This is a genomic window from Streptomyces sp. NPDC002004, from assembly GCF_053593975.1.
Genome location: NZ_JBSFDP010000018.1, coordinates 114,324 through 125,950 on the forward strand (window position 1 = coordinate 114,324; position 11,627 = coordinate 125,950).

Here is an 11,627-nt window from a genome sequence, read left to right on the forward strand (position 1 = left end):
CCCGGCCCCGGCCCCGGCCCCGGCCCCGGCCCCGGCCCCGGCCCCGGGCGTGCTGCGGGGCCGGGGGACCGGGCTTCGGTCGCCCGGGGGCCCGCACCCCCGGTCGCCCAGCCCCGCGCCGGGCCAACAGGCCCGTGTCACCGACCGCCAGGACCAGTCGGACGGGTTACTCGCCCCATCGGCCTCACGGCCTCCTCGAGAAGCGGTCAGATGGCGGAACCGGGCCAGGCGATATCGGTTTCGACGGCGCGGGAGTAGTCCACACCGTGCACGTCGAACCCGTAGAGGCGGCGCACTTCGGCACTGAACCAACTGAGGTCGGCAAGGCCGGAGATGGTGTCGGTGGTGGCCTTCTCCCAGCGTTCGGCAACCGCGGCCTGTACGTCGTCGGTCAGCTCCCAGGTGTCCAGGCGGATGCGGCCCTCGTCGTCGAGCCGCAGCTCGGTGGTGCCGATGAGCTGGTCCCACAGCTCGGTGAGCTGGACGGCCGGCGAAACGAGGCGGTCACCGAGGACGCCACGCAGCAGCCCGACGTACAGGGCGATGCCGGGGACGGCGGTGGAGGACTGCGTGACGGCGGCGCCGTTGACGGAGGTGACCGCACGGCCGCCGACGAGCTTGCCCAACCGCGCGTCGAGGGTGCGGGCCGTTGCTTCGAGGTGCGCCTTGGCCGCGCCGATGGTGCCCTGCCGGTAGATCGCCGCGGTGAGCGGGGAACCGATGTACGACAGGGCGGCGGTGGTGAAACCTTCGGAGAGCAGGCCGCGGTCGGCGAACAGGGAAATCCAGCGCTCCCAGTCGGCGCCGCCCATTACGGCAACGGTCTGCTCGATGTCGTCGCCCTCGGCGGGACCGGTCTCGGCGTGGCGGATCTCCGGGGTGCCGTCGTCACCGAAGACGAGGGTCTTGGTGCGGTAGGGCTCGCCGATCGGCTTGAGGACCGACGCGTAGGTGGTTCCGGTGACGGGGTCGGTGCGCCGTGGCGCCGCCACCGAGTAGACGAGGTGGTCGAGGCGGCCGCCGAACCGGTCCTTGAGCAGAGCGCAGACCTGATCCTTCATCCCGTCGCCGAAGGCGTCGCCGTTGAGGAACACCATGTCGCTGCCGGCCTCGCGGGCGAGGCGGGCGGTGGCGGCGGTGCGGTACCAGCCCGCCGTGGCGGTTCGGCGGTCGGTGGGAGCCTTCTCGAAACAGATACCGATGCCGCGGACGCCGGCACGCTTGAGGCCGGCGAGGGTGGCCGCGAGACCGTATCCGGCGGAGGAGCCGATCACGAGCGCGACCGGCTTCTCCCCTGTCCGCGGGGCGGCCGGTTCGGGGATGGCCGACCACATGTCGGTGACGACGCGGTCGCAGCCGGCGGGGTGGGAGTCGAGGAAGAGGAAGCCGCGTCCGCGGGGTGTGACGGTCCGTTCGGCCATGGAAGTCCCTTTCATTGCTGGCATCAGGAGGCGGTGGCTACGAGCCGACGCACCGCGTCCTGCAAGTCTGCAGGCCTGCGGACGGGAGCCGTGACCTGGTCGGAAACAACAATCGGCAGCCCGTCTTGGAGCGTTTCCACGAAGCCCAGTTGGGGCTGAGGCGGGTGCCCGCGCCGAGTGGGTACGGTCGTCGGGAATCCCCGGGCGGTCTCCCGTCCGGCTGCTGGCCTCAGCCGTCTGCCTCCGGCTGAGGAGCCGGAGTCGGAGCCGGAGGCGGAGCCGTGGTGGCCCGTGGGATCACGTGGGTCGGCAGGACGATGTGCCGCTTGTGGTCCGTGTCCGGGTCGTTGATGAGGGCGAGGGCCAGTTCGCCGGCCTCGCGACCGATGTCCGAGGGCGACTGAGCCACCGTGGACAGATCGAACCAGTCGGCCAGCGGCTGGTCGTCGAAGCCCAGGACGGAGATCCGTTCGGGCACGGGGATCTGCGTCCGGCGCACAGTCCGGATGAAGTCGGCGGCGACCTCGTCCTGTTCGGCGAAGACGGCGGTGGGGGGCTCGTGCAGGCTCAGCAGCTTCCCGACCGCTTCGGCGGTGCTGCGCTTGTCGCCCACCCGGGTGGAGACCACGAGATCGTCGTCGAGGGGGATCCCTGCTTCGGCGAGAGCCTGCCGGTAGCCGATGAGCCGCTCGTTGGAGCTGAAGGAGAAGCCGCTGGCGCCGACGGTCAGCACGAACGCGATCCGGCGGTGGCCGAGGTTGAGCAGGTGCCGGGTGCCGTGCAGGGCGCCGGCCACGTCGTCGACGTACACGCTCGGCCGCCCGTCGACGTGCTGGCTGACGTAGATGACCGGCATGCCCAGGTCGTCGAGCCGCGCGGTCTCCTCGTCGGTGAGGTCGAAGGAGAAGACCAGGAGCGCGTCGGCGTTGCGCCGGGCCGGGAGACGTTCGAAGAACGAGGTGCGCTCGGCCATGTCGCGGGTCAGGTAGACGGTCAACTCCATGCCCGCCGCCCCCAGCACGGGAGCCAGGCTGGACAGGGCCGATCCCATGAACCAGGCGTCAAGGGTGGGCACGAGCACCGCCACGGTCCCGGTCCTGCCGGTGACAAGGCTTGCAGCCTGCCGCGACACGGCGAAGTTCAGCTCGCGTGCCGCTTGCTCGACGCGGGCCCGGACCTCAGGAGAGACGGTGGACAGGCCTCGAAGGGTGCGCGAGACGGTCGATGTGGAGACCCCGGCCCGTTCGGCGACGTCAGCCATCGTGGGGTGCCGCTGAGCTGGTGGCATGAGCGGAAGGTAGCACAGACAGTCGTTCTGCGTGATCGCAGAATGACAGCGCTGTCACAGTGGACATACAACAGCAAACCACCACCAGATCGCGCTCCTGCGGCCTGTGGCGTCCCATCATTACCGCGAAGTAACGGATTGACTTCCGGATATCGCCCTCCTAGCGTGCAAGCGTTGTCTCAGCGGAGTCGAAGCGTTCCTGATCGAGCCGACCCTCAGTGCTTTGACCTGCAATGTTGATCCACAAGATGCCGCGACAACGCAATCTCACAACAGAGTGATCTCGCAGTCATCTCGGCGACGCCCTCGACCGGAGGGATCCGTCCCGGGCTCGGTTCCGCACGACCAGGTACGACCAGGAGACACAGTGAAGACCAGGATCAGCAGAGCGTTGCAGTGTCCGGCCGTGCTCGCCGCCGGCGGGCTCCTCCTCACCGCCTGCGGCTCGCCCGGCGGCAGCGACTCCGGCCGAGCGGGGACGACGTCCTTCGAGGGGCGCGGCCCCATCACCTACGTGGCCGGCAAGGACACCACCGGCACTGTCCAGCCGATGCTCGACCGCTGGAACAAGCTGCACCCGAAGGAGAAGGTCACCTTCATCCAGCTGCCGACGGACCCGGACGCGCAGCGCCAGCAGATGATCCAGAACGCGGAGACCAAGTCCGACGCCTACACGGTGCTCTCCCTCGACGCCGTGTGGACCTCGGAGTTCGCCGCCCACCAGTGGATCGTTCCCCTGCCGGAGAAGCAGTTCCCCCTCGGGAGGATGCTCAAGCCGGTGGTGGAGACGGCCAAGTACCGCAACGGCCTCTACGCGGTCCCGGCCAGCTCCGACGGCGGACTGCTCTACTACCGCACCGACCTCCTGAAGAAGACCGGCACAAGCGAGCCGCCGACGACCTGGGCGCAGATGAAGGCCGACTGCGCCAAGGTCGAGAAGCTGCCCGAGGCCAAGGGCATGTCGTGCTACGCCGGGCAGTTCCAGAAGTACGAGGGCCTCACCGTGAACTTCTCCGAGGCCGTGAACTCGGCGGGCGGCGCCGTCACCGACGCGAACGGCAAGCCGGACATCGATACCCCCGAGGCGAAGAAGGGCCTGGACTTCCTGGTCGATTCCTTCAGGGACGGGACGATCCCCAAGGAGGCCGCCACCTACCAGGAGGAGGACGGCCGCCAGGCGTTCCAGTCCGGCAAACTGGTCTTCCTGCGCAACTGGCCGTACATGTACGCCCTGGCCCGCAAGAGCAAGATCGCGGGGAAGTACGCCGTCGCGCCCCTGCCCGGTCTCGATGGGCCCGGCGCCTCCAGCCTGGGCGGTCACAACCTGGCGCTGTCGTCCTCTGCCAGGAACAAGGCCACGGCCCTGGACTTCGTCAAGTTCTTCACCAACGAGGAGAACACGGCCACGTCGCTCAGGGACGGCTCCCTCGCCCCGGCATACACCGCGCTGTACGACGACAAGTCGCTGATCGGAAAGTATCCGTACCTGCCCGTGCTCAAGCAGTCCATCCTCCATGCCGTGCCTCGCCCGCGGGTGGTGCAGTACGGCGACGTGACCTCGGCGATCCAGCAGGAGGCGTACGCCGCCCTCACCGGAAGCAAGAGCAGCGCGCACGCGCTGAAGGACCTGCAGAAGGACCTGCAGAAGTCTCCGGTGCAGTGAGGAGCGGGGGCATGGCCGACATCAAGATCCCGCCCACGATCGCCACCCCGCCGAGCGGGCAGCACTCCGCGGCGGTGAACCAACGGCGGAGGCGCTCCCGAAGGGCTTCGGGCCCCGGCCGGACGGCGGCACTGCTGGTCTCGCCGACACTGCTGGTGCTGACCACCGTCGTGCTCTATCCGACCGTCATGGCCCTACGGGGCTCGCTGTACGGGCCGAAGGGCCTGGACCCGAAGACCGGCTTCATCCGGACCACGGAGCCGTTCGTCGGGCTGAAGAACTACGCCGACATCTTCACCGCTGCCGGGGACCGGTTCTGGAACGCCTTCTGGAACACCACGCTCTTCACCGTCGTCACGGTCGGACTCGAGACCGTGATCGGTGTGGCGATGGCCCTGATCATGCACAAGGCGTTCCGGGGCCGCGCCCTGGTGCGGGCCGGCATCCTCGTACCCTGGGCCGTGCCCACGGCCATCTCCGCCCTCCTGTGGCGGTGGATCTTCAACAGCGACGGCGTCGCCAATGCCCTCCTCGGCCACCAGGTCCTGTGGACCACCGATGGCTTCCACGCCAAGGTCGCGGTCGTCGTCGCCGAGGTGTGGAAGACCTCTCCCTTCATCGGCCTGCTGGTCCTGGCCGGCCTTCAGGTGATCCCGCGAGAGGTGTACGAAGCGGCCCGCATCGACGGGGCGGGCCCACTGCGCCAGTTCTGGCACATCACCCTGCCCCTGGTGAAGCCGGCGCTGCTGGTGGCGATGCTGTTCCGCTGCATGGACGCGCTGCGGATGTTCGACCTGCCCTACATCCTCATCGGCGCGCAGAAGAACTCGGTGGAGACCCTGTCCATGCTTGCGCAGAACGAGGCCTCCAACGTCCGCTTCGGACCGGCCTCCGCATACTCGGTGCTCCTCTTCCTCTACGTGTTCCTCGTCGCGCTGGCCTTCGTCGGGCTGCTCGGCGCCGACCTCATCGGCGACGGCGGCGGACGCACCCGTGGACGGAAGGGCAAGCGTCTGCGGATCGCTGTCGCGCCCCGCAGGGAGGTGCCGGCATGACGACCTTCACGGCGAAAGGGCGCACCGGTCTGCTGTACGCGGGCGTCGTCGCGGTCGTGGCGTACTGCCTCGCCCCCTTCTACTGGATGCTGGTCTCCAGTCTGCGCCGCACCTCGGACATCTTCGACACCTCGCTGTTTCCCTCTCCGGTGTCGTTCGAGAACTACCGTGCGGTGTTCGATCCAGCGCAGGGCTTTCAGCGCGCGCTGCTCAACAGCCTGGTCGTCGCAGGCATCACCACGGCCCTCGCACTGGTGCTGGCCACCTTCACCGCCTACGCGATGGCCCGGCTGGAGTTCCGCTTCAAGAGGCTGATCCTGACCCTCGTCATCGCCACCTCCATGTTCCCGGTGGTGTCCATCGTGGTTCCGCTGCTCAAGCTGTTCACCGACGTCGGCTGGATCAACACCTACCAGGCCATGATCGTGCCGAGCATGTCCTTCGCACTGCCGCTCGCGGTGTGGAACCTGACCACGTTCTTCCGGCAGATGCCGGACGAACTGGAACACGCCGCCATGGTCGACGGCTGCACCCGTGGGCAGGCGTTCCGCAGGATCATCATCCCCCTCGCCGCACCAGGCATCTTCACCACCGCGATCATCACCTTCATCGCGGCCTGGAACGAGTTCCTCATCGCCCTGTCGATGACCAACAAACCCCGTATGCAGACCGCTCCCGTCGCCATCTCGAAATTCACCGGCGCAACCACGTACGAAACCCCGTTCGGCAGCCAGATGGCGGCGGGCGTCCTCGTCACGATCCCGCTGGTGGTCATGGTGCTGCTCTTCCAGCGCCGCATCGTCGCCGGACTCACCGCCGGCGCGGCGAAGTAGCACAGCCTGCCCTCGCAGACGAAGGAGTAACGCACCGACATGTCCGGTACCGCAGCACCGTGGTGGCGCAGCGCCGTCATCTACCAGGTCTACATCCGCAGCTTCGCCGACGGCAACGGCGACGGCGTCGGCGACATCGCCGGCATCCGCTCCCGTCTGCCGTATCTCAAGTCGCTCGGTGTGGATGCGATCTGGATCAACCCCTGGTACAAGTCGCCCATGGCGGACCACGGTTACGACGTGGCCGACTACCGCGAGATCGACCCGCTGTTCGGCACCGTGGCCGAGGCGGAGCAGCTGATAGAGGAGGCGCACCGGCAGGGGATCCGCGTGATCCCCGACATCGTGCCCAACCACACCTCGGACCGGCACGCCTGGTTCCGGGCGGCGCTCGCGGCCGGACCGGGCAGTCCGGAGCGCGACCGCTACGTGTTCCGTCCCGGCCGAGGTGCCGACGGCTCCGAGCCGCCCAACGACTGGGTGTCGTGCTTCGGCGGCCCCGCCTGGACCCGGTTGCCCGACGGCGAGTGGTACCTGCACCTGTTCGCCCCCGAGCAGCCCGATCTCAACTGGGAACACCCGGACGTCCACGCGGAGTTCGAATCGATCCTGCGCTTCTGGTTCAGCCGCGGCGTGGACGGATTCCGCATCGACGTCGCCCACGGCCTGATCAAGCATCCGGAACTCCCCGATCTGCCGCCGCGCCGGGACCCGGACGACGGGGAGCGCCGCCGGCACCTCGACCATCCGCACTGGGACCGCGACGGGGTCCACGACATCTACCGTGTGTGGCGCCGGGTGGCCGACGAGTTCCCCGGCGACCGGTGCTTCGTCGCCGAGGCATGGGCGGACACCCCCGAGCGGCTCGCCGCGTACGTTCGTGAGGACGGTCTGCACACCGCGTTCAACTTCGACTTCCTCATGTCGAGTTGGCACCCCAAGGAACTCCGCACGGTCATCGACGACTCCCTCTCGATGCTCGGAGCCGTGGGCGCCCCCGCGACCTGGGTGCTCTCCAACCACGACGTCGTACGCCATCCCAGTCGCTACGGCCGCAAGGCGGCCAGGCGTTGGGTCGCCAACGAGACCTACCGCCCGGAAGGCCCCCTCGACCTGGAACTGGGCACCCTCCGCGCCCGTGCCGCCTCCCTCCTCATGCTGGCCCTGCCCGGCGGCGCCTACGTCTACCAGGGTGAGGAACTCGGCCTGCCCGAGGTCGAGGACCTGCCCGAGGCAGTCCTCCAGGACCCCGTGTGGGAACGCTCCGGCCATACCGAACGTGGCCGCGACGGCTGCCGGGTACCGATCCCCTGGTCCGGGGGAAGCGCACCGTACGGCTTCAGTCCCGACAGCGCCACCGCCGCCCCCTGGCTGCCCCAGCCGGCCGACTGGGCCCAGCGCAGCGTGGCGGCGCAGACCGGCGACGACACGTCGATGCTGGAGCTCTACCGTGCCGCCCTGCGCCTGCGCCGTGAGCACCCCGCACTCGGCGACGGCACCCTGACCTGGCTGGACACACCCGACGGGGTCCTCGCCTTCCGCCGCGAGCCCGGCTTCGTCTGCGTGGTCAACCTCTCGACCGTGGCCCACCCCCTGCCCGACCACATCGCCGTCCTGCTGTCCAGCAGTCGACTCGAAGACGGCCTGCTGGCACCGGACCAGGCGGCCTGGCTGGCGGTATAGCGGCCCAGGAGGGTCCGGGCGACGTCCGCCTCCCGGCCCCTCCTGCCGCCCGAGAACGTTCGTGGCTCGGTGGCTCGGTGGTTGGCGACCGGCCCGGTGAGGGGGCTGTCCCCACCCCTCAAGGGTGGCTCGCCGGATGGGCAACGACAGGTGCGTACAGCGATCGTGTTCTCACGGACTTCCGATCACGGGGCGGCGTGGTGATGGCCCGCAACACGCGGGCCCGAACCGTACGCTCGCCGCCCCGCCCCGACGCACACGTCGTGGGAGTCCACCGGGAAGACCACAGAGGGGGAACAGTGCCGACAACGCATCGTGCCACGGAGCACGCTCTCGCACGCCGTACGCTGCTCGCCGGAGCGGCGGCAGCCGGTGCGGGGATCGTGGGGGTGAGTGCGGGGAGAGCCGTCGCCGAGGCAGGGGGGCGGCAGCCGCTGGGGCAACGCGCCGTGGACGCCGAAGTGGCCCGCCTGGAGCAGGGACTGATCGAGCTCAGGCGGGACCTCCACCAGCACCCGGAGGGGCCGGGACAGGAACAACGCACCTCGGAGGTGGTGGCCCGGGAGCTACGGGCAGCGGGACTGGCCGTCACCACCGAGGTGGGCGGCGGACACGGTGTGATCGGGGTCCTGCGGGGCTCGCGTCCGGGCCGGACCGTCGCCTACCGGGCGGACATGGACGCGGTGCCCCCTCAGGCCATCATCGGGGGCGGACCTGCCACGGCCCACGTCTGCGGACACGACCTGCACACCACGATGGCACTCGGCGTGGCACAGGTACTGGCCCGGCTGCGGCATCACCTGAGCGGCACGGTGGTGTTCCTCTTCCAGCCCGCCGAGGAGTCGCTGGCCGGGGCCCGGGCCCTGCTCGATGCGGGTGTGCTGGAGCGCAACCGCATCGAGGAGATCCACGCGCTGCACTGCGGTCCCTTCCCCGTGGGGCAGCTCGCCGTGACTCCGGGGTACGGGCTGCCGGGGCAGGACCACGCGGAGGTGACCCTCTCGGGCCCGGACGCCCCTGACGCCGCTCGGCGACTGGCCGCCGAGATCGGTGCGCTCGCCACCGTGACACCGCCGCAGACGCCCGCGGACCTGGAGCGGATGGTCGCCGACGTCCAGACGCCCGACGGCCCGCTGGCCCGGTTCGTGGCCGTACGGGCCCGTGTGCAGGATGCCACGGTGCAGGTCTCCACTCGCTGCTGGCCGCAGGAGCGGTACGCCGAGGTGCGCGAGGACATCCGTCGGCTGGCCAGGTCCTACACGGGGGCAGGGGTGAACTTCCCCGCGGAGCCGTTCCCGGCCATGGTCTGCCCCGAGCGCGACGCCCGGACGCTCGCACGCCACCTGCGCCGCACACTGGGGCGGGGCGCGGTCACCGAACTCCACGCCGCCTTCCCCTTCAACGGCGAGGACTTCGCCCTGTACCTGGACCGCATCCCGGGCACGTACACCTTCCTCGGTGTCCATACCCCGGGCACACCCCTTACGGCCGGCTACCCGCACTACGCCGACTTCGCCCCGGACGAGCGGGCCATCGGCGTCGGCGTGCGGGCGATGGCCGGCTGGATGGCGGAGCGGACCCGAACGGGCGCAGGGGCCGGCCGACAGGTCGGCTGACCCCCGCTCCCACCCCAGCAGTCCGCGGGCCCGGACACATCGGGCCGCCGTCCGGCGAGCCGCCAGTACGTGTTGCGCGCTCCGCGCAGAGGGTGAACTCCCGCTCAGAAGATGAAGACGCTTCGGCTGGCCCGCGGGTGGTAGATCTCACCGGGATGGATCAGCCACTCGACTTGCCCCGTGCAGTTTGGTCCGGTCCACACCTCGGCAACCGAGGCCGTTTCATTGATGACGACCGGTGGCGCGAAGTCCCCGAGCGGGAAGCATCCCCTCGGGTTCAGGTGGGCCGCGCCGTCGATGATCAGGACCCCCCATGCCGCATTGGCGGAACCCGGAGCCGCAAGCGCGAGCGCGGCAGCAGCCGCGCATACTCCGAGCACCGTCCCGATGCGTCGCATCATTGGCAATCGCCTTCCCTCAGCGCAGGCTGCTCTGCGCACAGCCCACTGGCATTGCTCAAAGTATTCGATCAACGACAAAAGGGAGGGAATGCTCGCGGTGCCTGCGCCCGGTCGGGTTACGCCACCTCCGTGCCGGCACTCGCCTCCTCGCCGAGGCTGGACGGCACGGAGGGAGCATCGGCCGATCAGGCGTCACGGACGGCAGGCTGTGGGCTCGAAATCGCTGATCAGTAGAGGAAGGGCGGCTTGGGGAGTGTCGAGGTGCCATGGACGGTCAGGTCGGCGCCATGGGTGCGTCCCATGAGCCAGGCCAGGAGTGCATGTTGTGGTCCATGGATGGCCGACCGCGGTCGTGCCGTGCCGATGTCGTAGGTGATGCCGGTGTCGTCAGCGAGTAATCGCATGGCTGGCGTGTCGTCACGCGCGGTGAAGGACGCCACGACTCGGCCGAGCATGTCGTGGACGAAGTCCGCAGGCAGCTGAATCATCCGGGGCACCTGCGTTCTTCGCCGGCTGCCTGCGGTGGTGTCCTGGCTGCGGCTCCTGCCTGGGTGATGGCGAGGGGGGAGGAGGGCTCGGTGCGCTCGTGGGCCTTCGCCGATGCTGCGGGAGCCCCCCTCGGGATTCCACCCACAAGTCAGCCGTAGCGGTGGAAGAGAGCTTCGAGGTAGCCCTCCAAGCGTTCGGTGAGGACAGCTGGGGTGAGGTCCGTGCGACCCAGCTCGCGCCACGGGGCGGCGACCTTCTCTCCGTCCGGTGCGAAGGCCAGGGCGTCCAGGAGCCGCCAGTAGAGGTGGTCCGCCGACGCCTGGGTCAACCCACCTCCTGCACGGAGATAGAGATCGGCGTAGTGCATTCCTATGTCGGGGCCGTACAGAAGTGCGAGTGCGGTGGAGCAGTGGGCGACATCGAGATCGGCCGGTCCCCAGGACGTCTCGACCCAGTCGACGACGCCGGTGACGCGGAGGTCCCGGCCCTGCCCCGTGAAGAGCACATTGCCGGGGTGGAAGTCCCGGTGCAGGAAGCACCCTTCGAAGTTCGGCGGTTCCTGCCGAATGACGTCCACGGCGCGTTGCCAGAGTTCCGGCCGGCGCGTGCCGTCCGGCACGCGTACTCCCTGTGCCGACGTCCACGCTTCGTAGGTGCGTGGACGGTTCTGCTCGGTGACGTTCACTTTGTGGATCCGTGTCAGCTGCCGGGCCAGGAGCTCGGAGCGCCGGTCGGCCTCGGCCTCGTCCAGTCGAACGCTGCCGGGCAGCATGGACATCAGCAAGGAAGGATGGTTGCAGTGCTCTGCCGTCGCGTCGACGGCACACAATGCTGCTGTCGGCACGTCAGAGGCGGCGAGCAGCGTCAAAATCCGCGCTTCCCGGGAGAGCAGGGCATCCGCGTGCCGAAGATAGAAGGGCTTGACGAAGGAGCGTAGGACCAGCTTGCGCCTTCCGTTCGGTCCGGAGATGTGCAGCAGGCGCATCTGCGAAGTCCACCCACCGCGAAGTCGCTCCGCGGCCTCGATCCGCTCCCCTTCGCCGAGGCGCTTCTCGGCCCAGGCACGTGTGGCTGCCCAATTCCGTTCGCCCGATGGCGAGTTGCCGTGTTCCGTCCTGGAGGTTTCGACCATGAGGGCACCCTACTGAGACGTGGCCGCCGGACGGCCCGGCGGCCAC

At 69.3% G+C, this 11,627-nt stretch carries 10 protein-coding genes; 5 read left to right on the top strand and 5 right to left on the bottom strand.

Features of this window, described 5'->3' with window-relative positions; genetic code table 11:
* Window positions 1-206: 206 nt before the first annotated feature.
* A complete protein-coding gene (gene fabV / locus ACWCP6_RS24420; RefSeq protein ID WP_450934653.1) occupies window positions 207-1,421 on the bottom strand; it encodes an enoyl-[acyl-carrier-protein] reductase FabV in 1,215 nt (404 codons plus the stop codon).
* Between the two features lie 229 nt (window positions 1,422-1,650).
* Window positions 1,651-2,682: a LacI family DNA-binding transcriptional regulator gene (locus tag ACWCP6_RS24425; protein ID WP_450934666.1), complete on the bottom strand. Its 1,032-nt coding sequence runs from the start codon at window positions 2,680-2,682 to the stop codon at window positions 1,651-1,653.
* A gap of 394 nt (window positions 2,683-3,076) precedes the next feature.
* Here ACWCP6_RS24425 and ACWCP6_RS24430 point away from each other — a divergent pair, with 394 nt between their 5' ends.
* The 5 genes from ACWCP6_RS24430 (at window position 3,077) to ACWCP6_RS24450 (ending at window position 9,559) form a co-directional block, all read left to right on the top strand.
* Complete coding sequence (locus tag ACWCP6_RS24430; protein ID WP_450934654.1) at window positions 3,077-4,372, top strand: ABC transporter substrate-binding protein; 1,296 nt, start codon at window positions 3,077-3,079, stop codon at window positions 4,370-4,372.
* 11 nt (window positions 4,373-4,383) lie between these two features.
* Window positions 4,384-5,427: a carbohydrate ABC transporter permease gene (locus tag ACWCP6_RS24435; RefSeq protein ID WP_450934655.1), complete on the top strand. Its 1,044-nt coding sequence runs from the start codon at window positions 4,384-4,386 to the stop codon at window positions 5,425-5,427.
* The gene (locus ACWCP6_RS24440) at window positions 5,424-6,260 is read left to right on the top strand and encodes a carbohydrate ABC transporter permease (RefSeq protein ID WP_450934656.1); all 837 of its coding nucleotides are present in this window, start codon (window positions 5,424-5,426) and stop codon (window positions 6,258-6,260) included. Before ACWCP6_RS24435 ends, ACWCP6_RS24440 begins: the two co-directional genes overlap by 4 nt.
* A 39-nt stretch (window positions 6,261-6,299) precedes the next feature.
* Complete coding sequence (locus ACWCP6_RS24445; RefSeq protein WP_450934657.1) at window positions 6,300-7,943, top strand: glycoside hydrolase family 13 protein; 1,644 nt, start codon at window positions 6,300-6,302, stop codon at window positions 7,941-7,943.
* Window positions 7,944-8,242: 299 nt separating this feature from the next.
* Window positions 8,243-9,559 carry a M20 metallopeptidase family protein gene (locus tag ACWCP6_RS24450; RefSeq protein WP_450934658.1) on the top strand — a complete coding sequence of 439 codons (1,317 nt, stop codon included), beginning with the start codon at window positions 8,243-8,245 and terminating at the stop codon, window positions 9,557-9,559.
* A 104-nt stretch (window positions 9,560-9,663) separates the two neighbouring features.
* Here the strand turns inward: ACWCP6_RS24450 and ACWCP6_RS24455 are convergent, their stop codons facing one another.
* The 3 genes from ACWCP6_RS24455 to ACWCP6_RS24465 all read right to left on the bottom strand — a co-directional run bounded on the left by ACWCP6_RS24455 (window position 9,664) and on the right by ACWCP6_RS24465 (window position 11,581).
* On the bottom strand, window positions 9,664-9,960 hold the full coding sequence (locus tag ACWCP6_RS24455; protein WP_450934659.1) for a hypothetical protein: 297 nt from the start codon (window positions 9,958-9,960) through the stop codon (window positions 9,664-9,666).
* Window positions 9,961-10,187: 227 nt separating this feature from the next.
* Complete coding sequence (locus ACWCP6_RS24460; protein ID WP_450934660.1) at window positions 10,188-10,448, bottom strand: hypothetical protein; 261 nt, start codon at window positions 10,446-10,448, stop codon at window positions 10,188-10,190.
* Window positions 10,449-10,597: 149 nt separating this feature from the next.
* Entirely contained in the window at window positions 10,598-11,581 is a 984-nt protein-coding gene (locus ACWCP6_RS24465; RefSeq protein WP_450934661.1) for a phosphotransferase family protein, read from the bottom strand.
* Window positions 11,582-11,627: the final 46 nt, after the last annotated feature.

What these genes read in the sequence shown, in the direction of transcription:
- fabV (WP_450934653.1), bottom strand. Translation starts at nt 1,421, where the DNA reads ATGGCCGAACGGACCGTCACACCCCGCGGACGCGGCTTCCTCTTCCTC.
- ACWCP6_RS24425 (WP_450934666.1), bottom strand. Translation starts at nt 2,682, where the DNA reads ATGGCTGACGTCGCCGAACGGGCCGGGGTCTCCACATCGACCGTCTCG.
- ACWCP6_RS24435 (WP_450934655.1), top strand. Translation starts at nt 4,384, where the DNA reads ATGGCCGACATCAAGATCCCGCCCACGATCGCCACCCCGCCGAGCGGG.
- ACWCP6_RS24440 (WP_450934656.1), top strand. Translation starts at nt 5,424, where the DNA reads ATGACGACCTTCACGGCGAAAGGGCGCACCGGTCTGCTGTACGCGGGC.
- ACWCP6_RS24445 (WP_450934657.1), top strand. Translation starts at nt 6,300, where the DNA reads ATGTCCGGTACCGCAGCACCGTGGTGGCGCAGCGCCGTCATCTACCAG.
- ACWCP6_RS24455 (WP_450934659.1), bottom strand. Translation starts at nt 9,960, where the DNA reads ATGATGCGACGCATCGGGACGGTGCTCGGAGTATGCGCGGCTGCTGCC.
- ACWCP6_RS24460 (WP_450934660.1), bottom strand. Translation starts at nt 10,448, where the DNA reads ATGATTCAGCTGCCTGCGGACTTCGTCCACGACATGCTCGGCCGAGTC.
- ACWCP6_RS24465 (WP_450934661.1), bottom strand. Translation starts at nt 11,581, where the DNA reads ATGGTCGAAACCTCCAGGACGGAACACGGCAACTCGCCATCGGGCGAA.